Source organism: Streptomyces reniochalinae (assembly GCF_003323735.1).
Classification (GTDB): domain Bacteria; phylum Actinomycetota; class Actinomycetes; order Streptomycetales; family Streptomycetaceae; genus Streptomyces; species Streptomyces reniochalinae.
In genome coordinates, this window is sequence record NZ_QOIM01000042.1 from 248,390 (window position 1) to 267,120 (window position 18,731).

Below are 18,731 nucleotides of genomic sequence, written 5' to 3' on the forward strand. Positions count from 1 at the left end.
CACGGGCGCCCTGGCCGGTCAGAATGGTGCCCAACGGGCTGGCGCGGTCCGCGGTCCGCGCCCATCCGGTCGCCTTCGCGGGCACGTTCGTCGCGCTCACCATGACCGCGATGATCGTCTCGGCCTGCGCCTTCCTGGCGGACACGGGTGCGCGCGCCCGCGCGGTACCGCACCGCTACGCCGACGCGCCCGCCGTGGTGACCGCCGACCAGCGCGCGCACCTGTTCACCGGCAGCGGCGAGGCCCGTGAGGACGTCGGCGAGACCGTCCCCGAACGCGCCAGGATCGCTGTGGGGAAGGCCGCGGCCACGGCGCGCGCCGTGGCCGGCGTGGCACGCGTCGTCCCCGACGTGACCGCCACCGTCGGCGCCCACCACCCCGCGGCGACCCTCACCGGCCACGGCTGGGGCTCCGCCGCCTTTACGGGAACCGAACTCACCGCGGGCGGGCCGCCCCGCACCGGCCGCGACGTGGTCCTCGACGCGGACACCGCGGCCGCCCGCGACCTGACCCCCGGCGACACCCTCCGGCTCACCACGGCGGACGAAGACCGCGCGTTCCGCGTCACCGGCGTCGCGCGAGCGGGGCCGGGGGACGAGGGGACGGCGGCCTGGTTCTCCGACGCCGGCGCACGGGCGCTCGCCGGCCACCCCTCCCGCGCCGACGCCCTCGCCGTCCTGACCGCACCGGGAGCCGACACCGAGGCGGTGGCCTCCCGACTGCGCCGCGCCCTCGGCGAAGGACCCGTCGTCCGCACCGGCCAGGCCAAAGGCGCCGCGGAGGACACGGACGTGGCGTACGGCAAGGAGGCGCTGGAGGCCCTCGGTATCTCCTTCGGCGCCCTCGCCACGCTGACCGCCGTCTTCACCGCCTCGGGCACCGTCGCGCTCTCCCTCACGCAGCGCCGCCGCGAGTTCGCCCTGTTGCGCGCCGTCGGCGCCACCCCGCGCCAGATACGCCGCACGGTCGCCACCGAGACGCTGTTGGTCGCGCCGCTCGCCGGGGCGCTGGGCTGCGTGCCCGGAGCGGCGCTGGCCCGCTGGTGGTTCGGCGCGCTGCGCGAGCGCGACGCCGTACCCAAGAGCGTCCACCTCCACCTCGGCGCGGCCCCGGTGGCCGTCGCGCTCGGCGTCACCGTCGGCACCGCGCTGCTGGCAGGCCACCTCGCCGCCCGCCGCCCCGCCAGGACGCGGCCGAGGGAGGCGCTCGGTGACGCGGCCCGCGAACGGTTCCGGCCCGGCGTCGTCCGCACCCTCCTGGGGCTCGGCGCGCTGGCGGGCGGCGTGGCCATGGCGCGGGTGGCGGGCCAGGAGGGCGGTGAGGACGCGGCGAACCTGGCGCTCGGCGTCGTGCTTCTGCTGATGACGGCGGTCGCCCTGCTCGGCCAGTACGTCGCCAAGGCCTGCTCCTGGCTGCTCGGGCTGCCGCTGCGCGCCGGCTCCGCCGCCTCCGAGCTGGCCGCCGCGGGCACCTGGGCCAACGCCCGCAGGCTGGCGTCGGCGCTCACGCCCGTCGTCTCGGCCATGGCCTTTTGCTGCACGCTGCTCTTCCTCCAGACCAGCGAGGACCGGCAGGCCGGCCTCCAGCAGCGGGCCGGGCTGCGTGCCGATCACATCGTCACCGGCTCAGGGGGTGACGAGAGCGCGGGGCTGCCGCGCACCGCGGCCGAGCGCGCGGCCCGCACGCCCGGCGTGGCCGCCGCGGTGGGCGTGCTGCGCACGACGGTGCTGGTGGAGATCCGCTCCGGCGGCACCTTCCTGCAGACGGCGGACGCCCAGGGCGTCACCGAGCGCGCGGGCCGGCTGTCCGCGGTGGAGGACCTCGGCGTGAGCCACGGCTCGCTCGACGACCTGCGGGAGGGCACCGTTGCCGTCGACCGCCTCGTCGCCCGCGGCGCCCGCGTGGGCCTCGGTGACCGGATCGGTCTGCGGCTGCCGGACGGCACCGAGGTGCGGCCCGAGGTGGTCGCCGTCCACACCCGGGGCACCGGACTCTCCCCGATCGTGCTGGACCGCGCGACGCTGAAGGGCCACGTTGCCTCGCCCTACGACGCGGAAGTACTGGTCCGCCAGGAGCCGGGCGCCGACACCGCGCGGGTCGCCGAGGCCCTGAGCGTCCTCGGCGAGGTCCTCGACACGTCGGCCTGGACCAGGGCGGCGGACCGCGACCGCGCCGTCAACAGGTGGGGCAACCTCACCATGGCCCTCGTCCTGGGCTGCTTCGCCGCCGTGGCCGCGGCGAACACCCTGGTGATGACCGTCGCCGACCGGCGCCGCGAGATGGCCGCGCTGCGGCTGCTGGGCGCGACCCGGGGGCAGGTGCTGCGGATGGTGCACTGGGAGGCGGCGCTGATCACCGTCTCGGCCCTCGCCCTGGGCACCGGGATCGCCCTGCTCACCCTCCGCCCGATGACCGAAGGGCTCTTCCAGGCGCCGCCGCACGTTCCCCCCGCCCTGTACGCGGCGATCGCGGCCACGGTGACGGTGCTCACGTTCGCCTCCACGACGGTGCCCGCGCGTGCGGTGCTGGCCGGGATGGGCCGGCGCTGACGGGCCCGGGCCCCGCGCACACGAGTCGGCCCCCTGCTCCCGTGGAAGGGAGAGGGGGCCGAGCCGTGCGCGGGTGCGGGCTACCGCTTCCGGTGCGAGACCGGACGCCGTGCGGCCTCGCCCGACGCGGGAGCGGAACCCGTGGTGGGGGAGGACTCCCTCTTGCGGGCCATGGCGCCCGGGTCGCGCTTGAAGAACCAGTCCATCTTCGGCTCGATCGCGAACTTGAAGAGCCTCGTCACCCACGGCGTGCACAGCACCGTCATCATCACGGCGGCCAGCACGGTGATGGCGACCCGGCTCAGCGGGTGGTCGACCCAGTCCATCTCGTACCAGTCGAACTGGCGCGAGCCCTGGATGAAGAAGATGTGCAGCAGGTAGGCGTAGAGCGTGCCCGCGCCCAGCACGGTGAACCACATGTGCCGCCTCGGCACCCAGGACAGGAAGCAGGCCGTCATCACCAGGCCGCAGCCGAACAGCGCGAGATACATCACAGCACCCGCCCAGGAGGGCACGTCCATGTCCGCGGCCGCCTTGTCGTGCAGGAACCAGGCCTTGGACATCCGCGGCACCGCCCAGTAGGCGAAGACCATGGCGCACAGCGTGACCGGCACGGCGATGTACCGCGCCTCCTTGCGCTTCACCAGCTGGAAGTGGCGGGGCTGCAATTGCAGGCCGAGCACGAAGAAGGGCAGGAACTGCCCGATGCGCATCAGGTTCAGGTCGCCGCCGATCGACGGCGTCACGCTGGCCGCAGCCCCGACCGCCAGCGCGACCGGCATCGGCCAGCGCAGGCTCTTCCACAGCGGGGTCGTCAGCCGCCAGACGAACAGTGCGCACAGGAACCACAGTGCGAATCCGGGCTCCTGGAAGTGGAACTCCCTGTCCGGGTCGTCGTTGGCCCAGCGCATGAAGAAGGTGTAGGCGAACTGAATCGCCAGGTAGGGCACCACGACCCCGGTGACCAGCCGCTGCACCTGCTTCGGCTTGCCCTCGAAACTCCTGGACAGATAGCCGGAGATGATGATGAAAGCGGGCATGTGGAACGTGTAGAGGACGAAGTACAGCGCTTCCGCCGTACGGCTGTCCTCGCGCAACGGGTCCCAGGCGTGGCCGATCCCGACGAGAACGATCGTCAGGTACTTGGCGTTGTCGAAGAACGGGTCCCGCTGCTTGGCTGCTGGTTTCTTCTGCGCCTTGGGGGACTGCGGCTTCGCAGGCTCCTCCGACGACGCCGGTGGCGTCTCGGAGGGTGACTCCTGGCGGACGGGGGGGAGCGGCGCCCGCTCATAACCAGCGTGCAACATCTGCCGCACCATAGCGCGCGAACCTGTGGACCGTAAATTCTCGTCGCGGCCCTTCTTCCCGCCTGGTTGCGTCCTATTCCCCCCGCACAGGAACGGGGCTGAGGGATCATGGCGCGAATGTTCGGTTTGGCGCCCGTTGCCCCGCTCGAACCCGGTCCCCAGGAGGCCGGCGGCCCCGCGCTCGTGCCCCCGTCGGCGCCCCGTGAGCCCCCTGTCGGGTCTGTGGGTCCCTGTGAGCGAGCCCACAATTCACAGACCCGCACCGGCAATTCACGGGCGACGACAAACGGCACTCGGTGCCGACCGCAATGCACCACGTGCACATATGCGACGCCGCGCATTGATCAGGCCGAATTGGTGGCTGAATTGCGGGCCCGGGCGCCCCTCCCCGGGCGCGCCTCCGTCAACATCGTGGAGCACGTACCCCTGTCAACGGCGAGGATTTACCCGATGATGGGGCCGACGGACGGTCACCCGGTCCCTGCGCCACCGCAGTTGGTGGCACGATGGGTGGGCGCCGTGTGCGCGGGGGTGTGGCCACGGTGGCAGGCCCCCAGGCCGGGTGAGGTTCCGACCATGAGGGTGTGAGCAGTTGTGGCCATCTCGCTGTCCGTAGTCGTGCTGTTGGCGGTCATCCTGGTGGTAATGATCAGGGGCAAGTCCATCAAGCCGGGGCCGGCCATCGTCGCCATGCTCTTCGGCTTCTTCCTTGCCTCCACGGGCATGGCGCCGTCGATCAACAGGTTCCTGAACTCGATCGCGGACACGATCAACCAGATCAGCTTCTAGCCGTACCACCGCCCCGCCGAGCCCCGGCCGCCCCAGGAGACGCCCCGGGCGGCCGCGGGCTGTCCGCGCGCGGACACGACGGGACACGGTGCGTACGCGGGATGTGCGCGAGAGGTACGCGGCGCGCGCCCATCAGTGCTGCCGCGCAGGCGCTGGACAGCTGCCGCGCAGGCGCTGAGCAGGCTCTTTCCACGGCGAAGGCCCGGCCCCCACCAGGGGGCCGGGCCTTCGTTGCGAGCGGGCGACGGGAATCGAACCCGCGTAGCTGGTTTGGAAGACCAGGGCTCTACCATTGAGCTACGCCCGCAGAGGCCGGATCGGCACAGCCGCATCCTACGACATGTACTCTACGTGTCGCATCGACGGGGTGTGGCGCAGCTTGGTAGCGCGTCCGCTTTGGGAGCGGAAGGTCGTCGGTTCGAATCCGGCCACCCCGACCACGTACTATGAAAGACGCGCGTGCCTGTGTCGTGTCTGCATGCATACGGGGCGCAGCTCAAGAATCAGCAAGACCCCCAATGCCAGCCCCAAGGAGACCGACCGTGAAGAGCGCCGTGGAGACCCTGAACCCGACCCGGGTTCGGCTCACTGTCGAGGTGCCCTTCGAGGAGCTCAAGGACAGCCTCGACGCGGCGTACAAGAAGATCAACCAGCAGGTCAGCGTTCCCGGCTTCCGCAAGGGCAAAATCCCCGCGCGCCTGATCGACCAGCGCTTCGGCCGCGGTGCCGTCCTCGAAGAGGCCGTCAACGACGCGCTCCCGAAGCTGTACCAGTCCGCCGTCGACGAGGGCGAGCTCAACGTGCTCGGCCAGCCCGAGGTGGACATCACCGAGCTGAAGGACAACGAGCTGCTGGCCTTCACCGCCGAGGTGGACGTCCGCCCCGAGATCGAGATCCCCGACTACCAGGGCATCGAGGTCGAGGTCGACGCCGTCGAGGTCTCCGACGAGGACGTGGACAAGGCCGTCGAGCAGCTGCGTGAGCGGTTCGCCTCCACCTCGGTCGTCGAGCGCGCCGCCGCCGACGGTGACGTCGTCAAGGTCGACCTCGAGGCGAAGATCGACGGCGAGGTCCTGGAGGACGGCGTCGCGCAGGGCGTGGACTACACGATCGGCTCCGGTGAGCTGCTGGACGGCATCGACGAGGCCGTCACGGGTCTGGAGGCCGGCGGTTCGGCCACCTTCACCTCCGAGCTCAAGGGCGGCTCCGGCGCCGGCCGGGAGGCCGACGTCTCCGTCACGGTCGAGTCCGTCTCCGCGCGGGAACTCCCCGAGCTGGACGACGAGTTCGCGCAGATGGCCAGCGAGTTCGACACGCTGGAGGAGCTGCGCGAGGACAGCCGCAAGCGGCTGGCCGACCAGAAGAAGTACGAGCAGGCCACCCAGGCCCAGGAGAAGGTGCTCGACGCCCTTCTGGAGCTGACCGAGGTGCCGATCCCGGAGAAGCTGCTCGCCGACGAGATCGAGAGCCGCAAGCACAACCTGGTCAACCACCAGCTCGGCCAGCTCGGCCTCGACTTGGGCTCGTACCTGAAGATGCAGGACAAGTCCGAGGAGGACTTCGACGCCGAGCTCAAGGAGCAGGCGGAGAAGGGCATCCGCACCCAGTTCGTCCTGGACGAGCTGGTCAGCAAGGAGAAGCTCAACGTCAGCCAGGAAGAGCTGACCGAGCACCTGATGCGCCGTGCCCAGTCCTCCGGCATGAGCCCGGACCAGTTCGCGCAGGCCGTCGTCGAGGGCGGCCAGGTGCCGGTCCTCGTCGGTGAGGTCGCCCGCGGCAAGGCCCTGGCGAGCGTGGTCGAGGCCGTCACCGTCAAGGACACCAACGGCGAGCCCGTCGACCTGAGCGACGAGGACGAGGCGGCCGAGACCGAGGCCGCCGCCGAGACGGCCGAGGCCGCCGCCGAGGGCGACGAGAAGTCCGGCGCGGAGAAGGCCGAGGGCTGACCGGGCTCTCCCGGAAACGGACCCGCGAACGGGGGGCGCCGGGGCGCGCGAGAGCACGCCCCCGGCGCCCCCCGTTCGGCTGTCGGCCCGGCCGGTCGGGTGACCTGCGCTCACAGCGAAATGCGCTCTGACCGGGATGGCTGCCGCCGGGTGGCGCGTTAGGGTCCCCAGTAGACGAAGACCCCAGTGACGGCCAGCTTCGCGTGGCCGTCCGGACACGAGCAGGTGGACACGTGACGCTTCCGAAGCCTTCCGCCGCCGGTGAGCCCAACTACGGTGGCGGCCTCGGCGACCAGGTCTACAACCGGCTGCTCGACGAGCGCATCATTTTCCTCGGCCAGCCGGTGGACGACGACATCGCCAACAAGATCACCGCCCAGCTCCTTCTCCTCGCCGCCGACCCGGACAAGGACATCTTCCTGTACATCAACAGCCCGGGCGGTTCGGTCCAGGCGGGCATGGCGATCTACGACACCATGCAGTACATCAAGAACGATGTCGTCACCATCGCCATGGGACTCGCGGCGTCGATGGGCCAGTTCCTGCTGACGGCCGGCACGCCCGGCAAGCGGTTCGCGCTGCCCAACGCCGACATCCTCATCCACCAGCCCTCCGCGGGCCTGGCGGGCTCGGCCACCGACATCAAGATCCACGCCGAGCAGCTGCTGCGCACCAAGAAGCGGCTGGCGGAGCTGTCGGCGGCGCACAGCGGCCAGACCGTCGAGCAGTGGACCCGCGACGCGGACCGTGACCGCTGGTTCACCGCCGAGGAGGCCAAGCAGTACGGTCTCATCGACGAGGTCTACGGCAGCGCCGCGCAGCTTCCGGGCGGCGGCGGAACGGGCGCGTGAGGCCCGCCACAGCGCCGCACGGCACGCCTTCGTGCGGCCCCGGGCCGCACGGCCCCCGCCCCGACCGCAGCCACCCGTTCACCTCCAGGAGAACCTCCCGATGACCTCACTTCAGCCGGGCCCGCGGGCCGAGTTCACCGGCATCGCGCCCGAGTCCCGCTACGTCGTCCCGCGCTTCGTCGAGCGCACCTCGCAGGGCGTGCGGGAGTACGACCCGTACGCGAAGCTCTTCGAGGAGCGCGTGATCTTCCTCGGGGTGCAGATCGACGACGCCTCCGCCAACGACGTCATGGCGCAGCTGCTGTGCCTGGAGTCGATGGACCCCGACCGCGACATCTCGGTCTACATCAACTCCCCGGGCGGCAGCTTCACGGCGCTGACGGCGATCTACGACACGATGCAGTTCGTCAAGCCCGACATCCAGACCGTCTGCATGGGCCAGGCGGCCTCGGCCGCCGCGGTGCTGCTCGCCGCCGGTACCCCCGGCAAGCGGATGGCACTGCCGAACGCCCGCATCCTCATCCACCAGCCCTACAGCGAGACGGGCCGCGGCCAGGTCTCCGACCTGGAGATCGCGGCCAACGAGATCCAGCGGATGCGCGACCAGCTGGAGGACATGCTCACCAAGCACTCCACCAAGGAGCGCGAGGTCATCTCCGCGGACATCGAGCGGGACAAGATCCTCACCGCCGAGGAGACCCTGGAGTACGGGCTGATCGACCAGATCGTCTCCACCCGCAAGTCCTCCGTGGGAGTCTGACGGACAGCCCGTTCAGGCGGCCCACAGCCCCTTGGAACGACACGGCGCGGTGCGGGAAGTGTCGGCCAGGTCGTTCCAAGGGGGGCCCATTCCGGCGGCCGGGCAAGGTACCGTCGTTTCAGCACGTACCTCGGTCCGTACATCCCTGACGGATCCCAGGCGAAGGGGAAGCTCCTCGTGGCACGCATCGGTGATGGCGGCGATCTGCTCAAGTGCTCGTTCTGCGGCAAGAGCCAGAAGCAGGTGAAGAAGCTCATCGCGGGGCCAGGTGTGTACATCTGCGACGAGTGCATCGATCTCTGCAACGAGATCATCGAGGAGGAGCTCGCCGAGTCCTCCGAGGTGCGCTGGGACGAGTTGCCCAAGCCCCGGGAGATCTACGAGTTCCTCGAGGGCTACGTCGTCGGCCAGGAGGCCGCGAAGAAGGCGCTCTCGGTCGCGGTCTACAACCACTACAAGCGCGTCCAGGCGGGCGAGAACGGGAGCGGACGGGACGACGGCATCGAGCTGTCCAAGTCCAACATCCTGCTGCTGGGGCCCACGGGCTCCGGCAAGACACTGCTGGCGCAGACGCTGGCCAGGATGCTGAACGTGCCCTTCGCCATCGCCGACGCGACGGCGCTCACCGAGGCGGGTTACGTCGGTGAGGACGTCGAGAACATCCTGCTGAAGCTCATCCAGGCGGCCGACTACGACGTCAAGAAGGCCGAGACCGGCATCATCTACATCGACGAGATCGACAAGGTCGCCCGCAAGAGTGAGAACCCGTCGATCACCCGGGACGTCAGCGGCGAGGGCGTTCAGCAGGCGCTGCTGAAGATCCTGGAGGGCACCTCGGCCTCGGTGCCGCCGCAGGGCGGCCGCAAGCACCCGCACCAGGAGTTCATCCAGATCGACACGACGAACGTGCTGTTCGTCGTGGGCGGTGCCTTCGCGGGGCTGGAGAAGATCATCGAGTCCCGCGCCGGTGCCAAGGGCATCGGTTTCGGCGCCGACATCCGCTCCAAGCGGGAGATCGAGGCCACCAACCAGTTCGAGGAGGTCATGCCGGAGGACCTGGTGAAGTTCGGGATGATCCCCGAGTTCATCGGCCGGCTCCCGGTCATCACCTCGGTGCACAACCTCGACCGCGAGGCGCTCCTGCAGATCCTGATGGAGCCCCGCAACGCCCTGGTCAAGCAGTACCAGCGGCTGTTCGAACTCGACGGCGTCGAGCTGGACTTCGACCGCCCCGCGCTGGAGGCCATCGCCGACCAGGCCATCCTGCGCGGCACCGGGGCGCGCGGCCTGCGCGCCATCATGGAGGAGGTCCTCCAGTCGGTGATGTACGAGGTGCCGTCCCGCAAGGACGTGGAGCGCGTCGTGATCACCGAGGAGGTCGTGCACTCCAACGTCAATCCGACGCTGGTTCCGCGCGCCCGCGGCAACGGCGAGCAGCAGCGCCACGAGAAGAGCGCCTGAGCGCCCACGGCGCCGCCTCACGCCCCCGAGGGCAACGGTGAGGGCCCGCACCCCGACCGGGGTGCGGGCCCTCACCGTTCTGCCGCCCGAAGGGCGCCTTACCGCCGTCCGAAGGGCGCCTTACTTGGGCACGGTCACCTTGTCCTTGACGCGGGAGGTGAGGCCGGCGAACTCCTCCAGGTCGATGGAGCCCGGGGCCGTGTTGGCGATGTCGACCTCCAGCACGACGGCCATCGTGGACTCGTCCGCCCACGCGCAGGCGGGCGCGTAGACGCTGGCGCCGCCCTGGGAGAGGTGCGTCAGCTGGCAGGAGAGCTCCACGCCGCCGCGGGTGAACTCCTTGCGCTCCCCGACGACCCGCCCGTTCTGGCTCTGCCCCATCCCGTCCAGCATGTCGTCGCGCATCTCGGACGAGGAGGCGTCGATGTCCCCGTAGGCCCCGGAGACGGCCAGTCCGCCCGCTGTCGGGCTGCCCGAGGAACCGGCGGAGTACGTGGCGACCTTGGCGACACCGTCGGCAGGCAGCTCGTCCTGGAGCTGCCGCTCCTGCTCGGTCACCTGGGCGTTGTCGTCCACCCTGCTGTAGGAGCCGCTCTCCAGCGTGGCGGGGAACCGGATCTTCTCGGTGCCGTGCGGCTTGCTCGCGGACACGAGCGCGCCGATGCCGAACAGCGCACCGCCGACCACCACCAGGCTGCCGAGCACGATGGCCGTGATGGCACCCCCGCCCAGGCCGCGGCGGGGCGGCGGCAGAGGAGGGGGCGGCCATGCACCGTAAGGGCCGGGAGCGCCGGGCGGCCCGCCGTACGGCCCCGGCGCTCCGTACGGGCCGGGGCCCTGCGGGGGCTGTCCGTAGGGGCCGGGGGCGCCGTAGGGCCCCGGGGGCTGCTGCCCGTGTCCGCCCGGTGGGTTCGGGCCGGGTGGCTGGGTCATGCGGTGGGCTCCCTCCCCTGGACGTGTGCGGAATCGGCCGACTGCCGACTGCCGACTGCCTGCTCAGGCCTTGACGCGGGCCTTCGTCCGCAGGTCGGCGGCGAACTTGGCGACCTCGTCCTTGGAGACGCCGCCGGTGCCCTTCATGGCCGCGGCGACGTCGACACCGACGACGGTGCCCATCGTGCTGTGGTCCGCCCACACGCAGATCGGCATGGACAGGCTGTTGCTGCCCTCAGTGACCTTCGCGGTCCGGCACTTCATCAGCGCGCCGTCCAGCCCCGCGGGCTCCACCGACTCGGCCTCGCCGTCCCAGGAGACCTTCTCGGACTCGCCGACGTTGTCGCCGGTGTCCTGGGAGTTCTCGTTGGCCTTGGAGAAGGCGTCGTCGATGGTCTTCTCCGGGTCGTCGATCGTGCCGTAGACGCCGTTGAAGCTCATGGACTTGCTGCTGGTGCCGCTGCCGGTCGTGTATCCGCCGGTCACCTTCTTGGCGTCCTCGACGCCGAGTTCGGCGGCCTTGGCCTCGTCCGTCGCGCCGACGGGGCCGCCGTCGCTGTCGCCCGCGGACGAACTGGTCTTGTACGCGCCGACCTGGTCGGGGACGGTCAGCTTGTGCGGCCCGTCGTCGGCGACGTCGCTGTTGCCGCCCAGGACGCCGAAGGCGAACAGCCCGCCGATGACGGCGCCCACGACGACCAGCGCGCCGATGACGATGCCGATGGTCTTGCCCTTGCCGCCGCCGCCCTGCGGCGGCATCGGCATCCCGGGCTGGCCCGGCTGCCCGTAGGGGCCCGGCTGTCCTGGCATGCCCGGAGGCTGTCCCGGCATCCCCGGCTGCCCGTGGCCCGGCTGCCCCGGCTGTCCGTACGGTGCGCCGCCCTGTGGCTGGCCCTGCTGCGGGAAGCCGTAACCGGGCTGCTGCGGCTGGCCCTGCTGGGGGTAGCCGTAGCCGGGCTGCGGCTGGCCCGGAGCGCCGCCGTAGGGGCCCGGCCCTCCGGGCTGCGGCGGCTGCTGACCGTACGGCCCAGGCTGGCCGTAGGGGCCTGGCTGGTTGTGGCTCATGGCGGCGCTTCCCCTCCGTTGATGTGCTTATCGCGCCAGCTCATCTTGACGGATGCACGACGAGAACGCCGCACCGGGCGCCGAATCGGTGCCGGGCGGGGACGCAATCGTGAAACTCGCGCAGCGGATTGCCCCGCTCTGCGCGTAATCCGTCGGGACGCGTGGTGTGTGCGGTCCGAGGCGCGCAGAGTCTTCCGAGGCGGGCGGGGTGTGAAGCGCGCCGTGTGCGCGACGGCGCCCGGCAGAGACCGCCGGGCGCCGTCGTCACCCCTGGTCGCCCTCGCCGCCCGAGGCGCGCGGGCTCACTTGAGCGGCACGCGCACGTCCTTGCGGACCTTCGCCGTCGTCTCGCCGGCCTCGGACACGGGGGTGTTCTTGCCGCTGATCACATCGGCCGAGGAAGCGGTCACCACGAAGCCGATGGTGCTGTGGTCGCCCCACATGCAAAACGGCATGGTGAAGCCCTTAATGCCCGAGGAGTCGCCGGGAGGCGCGGTGAACTTCACCTTCTGGCACTTCATCACCGCGTCGTCCCCCAGACCCGCCGGGTTGACCTCCTGCGGCTTGCCGTCCAGTTCGGCCTTGCCGCCACCGCCGGTGCTCGGGTCCTTCTCCGCCTCCTTGGCCACCATCAGCAGCGCGGCGTTGACGACCGCCTCGGGGTTGTCGATCTCGCCGTAGACGCCACCGAAGTTGAGCGACTTGGCGTTGATCCCCTCGCCGCTCTCGTAGGTCGCCGAGACGCTCTTGGGGTGCTTGACCCCGAACTGCTCGAACTTCTGCCGGTCGGACTCGCTGAACCCGCTGGAGGAGTTGTTCTCCGAGCCCGGCTTCTTGTCGTACTCGGACGCCACCGTCTCCGGCGTGATGAGCTTGTACTTCTTGCCGTCGTCCGCGACCGAGGAGCCGCCTCCTCCGCCGCTGCCGCCGCCCTTGTCGTCGTCCTTCCCGGTGAAGAGGACGACGCCGCCTATCACCGCGCCGACGACGACCAGGGCCGCGACGACGATGCCGATGGTCTTGCCCTTGCCGCCGCTGCTCGGCGGCGGCGTCGGCATCCCGGGCATCCCCGGCTGGCCGGGCTGCCCGTAGGGGCCGCCCGGCTGTCCCGGCATGCCGGGCTGCTGCATGCCGGGCTGCTGCTGCGGATAGCCGTAGGGCGCTCCGCCCTGCTGGGGCGGGGGCCCGGGAGGCTGCTGCGGTGCGCCGGGCTGTTGTGGATAGCCGTAGCCGGGCTGCCCTGGGGCGCCGCCGTACGGGTTCGGGCCGCCGGGCTGCTGGGGCGGCTGCCCATAGGGACCCGGCTGCTGGCCGTAGGGCCCGGGCTGCCCTGGCTGGCCGCCGTACGGGCCGGGCTGGTTGTCACTCATGGCGGCGCTTCCCCTCCGTGAACATGTAGTCGAATGCGCTGACGCACATAGTGACGGATGCCGTTCCCGAGCGCTGCACCGGTCCTCAAACCGATTCGAGACCGGGACATCGGCGCCCGTACACTGGCGGTCGTGACGGACAACACTCAGCAGAGCCCGGACGCGAACGGGCCGCACAGCGCCATCCCCGCAGATCTGCCGACCCAGTACGCGCCGGCCGAGGTAGAGGGGAAGCTGTACGAGCGCTGGGTGGAGGCGGGCTGGTTCGAGGCGGACGCCAAGAGCGAGAAGCCGCCGTACACCATCGTCATCCCGCCCCCGAACGTCACAGGATCTCTCCACCTCGGGCACGCTTTCCAGCACACCCTCATGGACGCCCTCACCCGCCGCAAGCGGATGCAGGGGTACGAGGCGCTGTGGCTGCCCGGCATGGACCACGCCGGCATCGCCACCCAGAACAAGGTCGAGCAGCAGCTCGCCGAGGAGGGCAAGTCCCGTCAGGACCTCGGCCGTGAGGCGTTCGTGGAGCGCGTGTGGCGGTGGAAGGAGGAGTACGGAGGCAAGATCCTCGGCCAGATGCGGCGCCTCGGTGACGGCGTCGACTGGTCCCGTGAGCGCTTCACCATGGACGAGGGCCTCTCGCGCGCCGTCCAGACCGTCTTCAAGAAGATGTACGACGACGGGCTGATCTACCGCGCCGAGCGGATCATCAACTGGTGCCCGCGCTGCTTGACGGCCATCTCCGACATCGAGGTGGAGTACAGGGACGACGACGGCGAGCTGGTCCAGCTGAAGTACGGCGAGGGTGAGGAGACGGTGGTCGTCGCCACCACCCGCGCCGAGACGATGCTCGGTGACACCGCGGTGGCCGTCCACCCGGACGACGAGCGCTACCGCCACCTGATCGGCAAGCAGATCAAGCTGCCGCTGACCGACCGCACCATCCCGGTCGTCGCCGACTCGCATGTCGACCCCGAGTTCGGCACGGGACAGGTCAAGGTCACCCCGGCCCACGATCCGAACGACTTCGAGATCGGCCGCCGCCACGACCTGCCGATGCTCACGGTCATGGACGAGCGCGGCGTGATCACCGCGCACGGCCCCTTCCAGGGCCTGGACCGCTTCGAGGCCCGTTCGGCCATCGTGGCCGCGCTGCGCGAGCAGGGCCGGGTCCTGGAGGAGAAGCGCCCCTACGTGCACAGCGTCGGTCACTGCTCGCGCTGCAAGACGACCATCGAGCCGCGGCTGTCCATGCAGTGGTGGGTCAAGGTCGCCCCGCTGGCGAAGGCCGCGGGCGACGCCGTCCGCGACGGCCGCACGAAGATCCACCCGGCCGACATGTCGTCCCGCTACTTCGACTGGGTCGACAACATGCACGACTGGACGATCTCCCGCCAGCTGTGGTGGGGCCACCGCATCCCGGTCTGGTACGGCCCCGAGGGCGAGGTCGTGTGCGTCGGCCCGGACGAGGAGCCACCGGCCCGTGAGGGCTGGCACCAGGACCCGGACGTCCTGGACACCTGGTTCTCCTCGGGCCTGTGGCCCTTCTCGACCCTGGGCTGGCCGGACGAGACGCCGGACCTGGCGAAGTTCTACGCCACCGACGTCCTGGTCACCGGCTACGACATCATCTTCTTCTGGGTCGCGCGGATGATGATGTTCGGCACGTACGTCATGGACGAGCCGCCGTTCCACACCATCGCGCTGACCGGCCTGGTGCGGGACGAGCACGGCAAGAAGATGTCCAAGTCCTTCGGCAACGTCGTCGACCCGCTGGAGTGGATGGACGCCTACGGCTCCGACGCGCTGCGCTTCACCCTCGCCTCCGGCGCCAACCCCGGCACCGACGTGCCCATCGGCGAGGACTGGGTCAAGGCGTCCCGCAACTTCGCCAACAAGATCTGGAACGCCACCCGCTTCGCGCTGATGAACGGCGCCACGGTCGAGGGGGCGCTGCCGGACGCGAGCGAGATGGCGGCCACCGACCGCTGGATCCTCTCCCGGCTGAACACGGTGCTCTGTGAGGTCGACGGCCACTACGAGGACTACCAGTTCGCCAAGCTGGCCGACGCGCTGCGCCACTTCGCCTGGGACGAGGTCTTCGACTGGTACGTCGAGCTGTCCAAGACCACCTTCGCCCGGGGCGGGCGGGCCGCGGAGGTCTCCCGCCGCGTCCTGGGCGAGGTCCTGGACGTCACGCTGCGGCTGCTGCACCCGATCGTCCCGTTCGTCACCGAGGAGCTGTGGACGACGCTGACCGGCGGCGAGTCCGTTGTCGTGGCCGCCTGGCCGCAGGACTCCGGCTTCCGCGACGCGGCGGCCGAGGCGGAGATCGCCACCGTGCAGCAGGCGGTGACCGAGGTCCGCCGCTTCCGCGCGGACCAGGGCCTCCAGCCCGGCCAGAGGGTCCCCGCCGACCTCGCGCTGGCCGGCACCCCGCTGGTTGCCCACGAGGAGGCCGTCAGGCAGCTGCTGCGGCTCCAGCCGGCGGGCGAGGGCTTCCAGGCGACGGCCTCGCTGCCGGTCGCGGGCGCCACCGTCAGCCTCGACCTGTCCGGCGCCATCGACGTGGACGCCGAACGCAAGCGGCTGACGAAGGACTTGGCCGCGGCTCAGAAGGAGCTGGCGCAGACGGGGGCCAAGCTCACCAACGAGGCGTTCCTGGCCAAGGCGCCCGAGCACGTCGTGGACAAGATCCGGGGCCGCAAGGCCGCGGCCGAGGCGGACATCGCGCGCCTGACGCAGCAGTTGGACCGGCTCGCCTGACGCGGGCGGTGACGGCAACGCCCCCTTCTCCGTACGCGGAGGAGGGGGCGCGGTGTTTCCGTGAGGCCGGCGGACTCACTGTCCCATCACGTACTTGACGGTCGGCCCTGTGGTCCAGCCGCCGTCGACGGCGAGCTCGGCGCCGGTGATGTACGACGCCGCGTCCGAGAGCAGGAAGCACACCGCCGAGGCGATCTCACCCGGCTCGCCCACGCGGGCCATCGGGGTGTTGGGGTAGTTGCCCTCGCCCTGCCGGATGCCGACCTCGGCGGTCATCGGGGTGTAGGTCATGCCGGGGTGCACGGAGTTGAGCCGGATGCGGTCGGTGCCCAGCTCGACGGCGCCGATCTTGGTGAGGCCGCGGACGCCCCACTTGGAGGCGCCGTACCCGGCGGTCAGGGCCAGGCCCATCAGCCCCGCCGCCGAGGAGATGTTGACGATGGAGCCGCCGCCGGCCGCCCGCATCGCGGGTACGGCGGTCTTGATGCCGATGAAGACGCCCGTCAGGTTGATGTCGAGCACCTTGCGGAAGAACTCCGTGGAGACGGACTCCAGCGGGGCGCCGGTGGAGATGCCCGCGTTGTTGACGAGGCCGTCGAGGGAGCCGAACTCGGAGACGGCGTGGTCGGCGACGCGCTGCCAGTCCTCCTCCGAGGTGACGTCGTGCGCGGCGAAGCGGGCGTGGTCGCCCAGCGTGGCGGCGGTGGCCTTGCCCTCGTCCTCCAGGACGTCGGTGAGCACCACCCTGGCGCCCGCGGCGACGGCCTGCCGGGCCGTCTCGGCGCCGATGCCGCGTGCTGCTCCGGTGATCAGGAGGGTCTTGCCGTTGAGGTCGGTCATGTCGTGCTCCAGGGGGATTCGCTCAGGGATGTGATGCAGCGCGCGGCGAGCGCCGCGGGGCCCTCGGGCCCGTCGGCCGGCGCGTCACCGGCCGCCCAGGTCTCGACGGCCACGCGGACCGCCGTCGCCGCTGTGCCGGCCACCAGCCGCACCGGGAGCGCGGCGGCGTGCCGCGGGTCGCCCGCGCGCTCGGCGAGCGCGGCCGCCAGTTCGGTCTCGGACGCGTGGTAGGCGTCGTTCCACACCGAGCGCAGCGCGGGGTTCGCCGCGGCCAGCCGCAGCAGCGCGCGCACCCACTCCAGGGATTCGGCGTTGGCGGCGTCGTCGGTGGTGAGCGCTTCGCGGGTGCCGTGCACCAGGGCCTGGGCGAGGGTCAGGTGCGCGGGGGCTGCCCGGGTGGCGTCCACCCACTGCCTGGCCCCGGCCGCGAAGAGCGGGGCGACGGCCTCTTCCTTGGTGGGGAAGTAGCGGTAGAAGGTCCGCGGTGCGACGCCCGCTTCCCGTGCGATGTCCTCGGCCCGGGTGTCCCGCACGCCGCGTTCGACGAAGAGCGCGGCGGCGGTGCGTGCGATGTCCGTGCGGGTCTTCGCCTTGCGGCGCTCGGTGAGCGAAATCGACGGGTTACTGGCGACCAGCATGTCAGCAGACTATGCCTGCATGACACAATATGCCACCGCGGCTGAAACCGGCCCGGGTACGGCCCGGTGCGGGGGCCGGACGCGAGCGGGGGAGACGAGCGACCGTACGACCATGGGTGGCAAGACCAGTGCATCGACGCCAGTTCCTCCTCGGCGCCTCCTCCCTCGCGACCGCCACGGGCCTGGGGCTCACCGGGTGCTCGGCTGACGGCGGGGAGCAGAAGCTGACCGTGCTCGCCTCCAGCTACGACAAGAGCGTCGGATCGGGCATCACCGACCAGTGGAGCGACGTCGTCAAGGCGTTCGGGAAGAAGCACCCGGACATCGAGGTCGACCTCCAGCTCGTCCCCTTCACCCGCATCGACAAGGAGCTCGCCAAGCGGGTCAAGGAAGGCAACCCGCCCGACATCTCCCAGGGCAACGTCTTCGCCGGCTACGCGGAGGACGGCAGGCTCTTTCCCGCCAGCGACGTCTTCAAGATCCCGGTCCAGGCCGACTTCATCACCTCCTTCGCACAGGCGGGCGAGGTGAACTTCGCGCAGTACGGAATCCCGTTCCTGGCCAGCACCCCGCGCCTCTTCTACAACACCGCCCTCTTCGAGAAGGCCGGCATCAGCGGCCCGCCCCGCAGCTGGGAGGAGCTGCGCACCGCGGCCCAGGCGCTCAAGCGGGCGGGCGTGCCCACCCCCTACGGGCTCGCGCTCGGCCCGGAGGCCGCCGAGGACGAGGCGCTCGCCTGGATGCTGGCCGCCGACGGCGGCTACGCCAGCACCGCCGGCTACGACTTCGTCAAGACGGAGAACGTCCACGCACTGACCTGGCTGCGCGCACGCATGGTCGCCAAGGGGCTGGCCGGCGCCCACCCGGAGAAGCTGACCCGCACGAAGGCATACGAGGGCTTCCTCAAGGGGCGGATAGGCATGCTCAACGCGCACCCGGTGCTCCTGGGCACCGCTCAGAAGGCCGGGTTCCCGTACGCGCACGCCGCCTTCCCCAAGGAGGACGGCGGCGCCGCACCGCCCGTCGGCCTCTCCGACTGGCTGATGGCGTTCACGGCCGGCGGCCGCCGCGAGCAGAGCGCGGCGTTCCTCAACTTCCTCTACCAGGTCACCTCCGTGCGCCAGTACGGCAGCGGCCAGGGCACCCTCCCCGTCACCGTCTCCGGCTCGCGTGCCCTGCGCGAAGACCCCTCGGGCAAGCCGCTGCGCCGGTTCATCGACCAGATGCCGGACGCCGAGTTCCAGCCGGTGGGGCGCACCTCCTGGCCGACCGTGCGCACCCGCGTCCAGGGCTCCGTCGGCAAGGCAGTCGACCCCCACGGGCCCTCCCCGCGAGCGGTTCTCGACGCTTTGCAGAAGGCCGCCGACGAGGCCGACCGCGCGGCCCGCCGCGACTGACCGGCGGCGGCCCCGGTGCGACCCGGCGGCCTGCGCCAGCCGCGGCACCCTTACGTAGA

At 71.1% G+C, this 18,731-nt stretch carries 14 protein-coding genes and 2 tRNA genes; 9 read left to right on the plus strand and 7 right to left on the minus strand.

Annotated elements, in window-relative coordinates; all coding sequences use genetic code 11:
• Nucleotides 1–23 precede the first annotated feature (23 nt).
• Entirely contained in the window at nucleotides 24–2,549 is a 2,526-nt protein-coding gene (locus DQ392_RS26445; protein ID WP_114018225.1) for an FtsX-like permease family protein, read from the plus strand.
• Between the two features lie 80 nt (nucleotides 2,550–2,629).
• On the opposite strand, the gene DQ392_RS26450 is transcribed toward DQ392_RS26445, so the two are convergent.
• Complete coding sequence (locus tag DQ392_RS26450; RefSeq protein ID WP_114018226.1) at nucleotides 2,630–3,868, minus strand: acyltransferase family protein; 1,239 nt, start codon at nucleotides 3,866–3,868, stop codon at nucleotides 2,630–2,632.
• Between the two features lie 582 nt (nucleotides 3,869–4,450).
• Here DQ392_RS26450 and DQ392_RS26455 point away from each other — a divergent pair.
• Nucleotides 4,451–4,645, plus strand: coding sequence for a hypothetical protein (locus tag DQ392_RS26455; protein WP_114018227.1), 195 nt, complete (start codon nucleotides 4,451–4,453; stop codon nucleotides 4,643–4,645).
• A 236-nt stretch (nucleotides 4,646–4,881) separates the two neighbouring features.
• Here DQ392_RS26455 and DQ392_RS26460 read toward each other — a convergent pair.
• Nucleotides 4,882–4,952: transfer RNA gene (locus tag DQ392_RS26460), tRNA-Gly, on the minus strand.
• A gap of 56 nt (nucleotides 4,953–5,008) precedes the next feature.
• Here DQ392_RS26460 and DQ392_RS26465 point away from each other — a divergent pair.
• The 5 genes from DQ392_RS26465 to clpX all read left to right on the plus strand — a co-directional run bounded on the left by DQ392_RS26465 (nucleotide 5,009) and on the right by clpX (nucleotide 9,663).
• Nucleotides 5,009–5,085: transfer RNA gene (locus tag DQ392_RS26465), tRNA-Pro, on the plus strand.
• Nucleotides 5,086–5,187: 102 nt separating this feature from the next.
• On the plus strand, nucleotides 5,188–6,591 hold the full coding sequence (tig, locus tag DQ392_RS26470) for a trigger factor (protein WP_114018228.1): 1,404 nt from the start codon (nucleotides 5,188–5,190) through the stop codon (nucleotides 6,589–6,591).
• Between the two features lie 233 nt (nucleotides 6,592–6,824).
• Nucleotides 6,825–7,442: an ATP-dependent Clp protease proteolytic subunit gene (locus tag DQ392_RS26475; protein WP_114018229.1), complete on the plus strand. Its 618-nt coding sequence runs from the start codon at nucleotides 6,825–6,827 to the stop codon at nucleotides 7,440–7,442.
• A 100-nt stretch (nucleotides 7,443–7,542) separates the two neighbouring features.
• The gene (locus DQ392_RS26480; RefSeq protein WP_114018230.1) at nucleotides 7,543–8,202 is read left to right on the plus strand and encodes an ATP-dependent Clp protease proteolytic subunit; all 660 of its coding nucleotides are present in this window, start codon (nucleotides 7,543–7,545) and stop codon (nucleotides 8,200–8,202) included.
• Between the two features lie 177 nt (nucleotides 8,203–8,379).
• Complete coding sequence (clpX, locus tag DQ392_RS26485; RefSeq protein ID WP_114018231.1) at nucleotides 8,380–9,663, plus strand: ATP-dependent Clp protease ATP-binding subunit ClpX; 1,284 nt, start codon at nucleotides 8,380–8,382, stop codon at nucleotides 9,661–9,663.
• Between the two features lie 120 nt (nucleotides 9,664–9,783).
• On the opposite strand, the gene DQ392_RS26490 is transcribed toward clpX, so the two are convergent.
• From DQ392_RS26490 to DQ392_RS26505, 3 genes are all read right to left on the minus strand, one after another.
• Nucleotides 9,784–10,596 carry a hypothetical protein gene (locus tag DQ392_RS26490; RefSeq protein ID WP_181856593.1) on the minus strand — a complete coding sequence of 271 codons (813 nt, stop codon included), beginning with the start codon at nucleotides 10,594–10,596 and terminating at the stop codon, nucleotides 9,784–9,786.
• Nucleotides 10,597–10,659: 63 nt separating this feature from the next.
• A complete protein-coding gene (locus DQ392_RS26500) occupies nucleotides 10,660–11,661 on the minus strand; it encodes a hypothetical protein (protein ID WP_114018233.1) in 1,002 nt (333 codons plus the stop codon).
• A gap of 302 nt (nucleotides 11,662–11,963) precedes the next feature.
• On the minus strand, nucleotides 11,964–13,031 hold the full coding sequence (locus DQ392_RS26505) for a hypothetical protein (protein ID WP_114018234.1): 1,068 nt from the start codon (nucleotides 13,029–13,031) through the stop codon (nucleotides 11,964–11,966).
• 132 nt (nucleotides 13,032–13,163) lie between these two features.
• On the opposite strand from DQ392_RS26505, the gene DQ392_RS26510 reads away from it, so the two are divergent.
• The gene (locus DQ392_RS26510) at nucleotides 13,164–15,797 is read left to right on the plus strand and encodes a valine--tRNA ligase (protein WP_114018636.1); all 2,634 of its coding nucleotides are present in this window, start codon (nucleotides 13,164–13,166) and stop codon (nucleotides 15,795–15,797) included.
• Between the two features lie 75 nt (nucleotides 15,798–15,872).
• On the opposite strand, the gene DQ392_RS26515 is transcribed toward DQ392_RS26510, so the two are convergent.
• Nucleotides 15,873–16,637 carry a glucose 1-dehydrogenase gene (locus DQ392_RS26515; RefSeq protein WP_114018235.1) on the minus strand — a complete coding sequence of 255 codons (765 nt, stop codon included), beginning with the start codon at nucleotides 16,635–16,637 and terminating at the stop codon, nucleotides 15,873–15,875.
• Complete coding sequence (locus DQ392_RS26520; protein ID WP_114018236.1) at nucleotides 16,634–17,275, minus strand: TetR/AcrR family transcriptional regulator; 642 nt, start codon at nucleotides 17,273–17,275, stop codon at nucleotides 16,634–16,636. The genes DQ392_RS26515 and DQ392_RS26520 overlap by 4 nt, the downstream gene beginning before the upstream one ends.
• Nucleotides 17,276–17,403: 128 nt before the next feature.
• On the opposite strand from DQ392_RS26520, the gene DQ392_RS26525 reads away from it, so the two are divergent.
• The gene (locus tag DQ392_RS26525; protein ID WP_114018237.1) at nucleotides 17,404–18,672 is read left to right on the plus strand and encodes an ABC transporter substrate-binding protein; all 1,269 of its coding nucleotides are present in this window, start codon (nucleotides 17,404–17,406) and stop codon (nucleotides 18,670–18,672) included.
• Nucleotides 18,673–18,731: the final 59 nt, after the last annotated feature.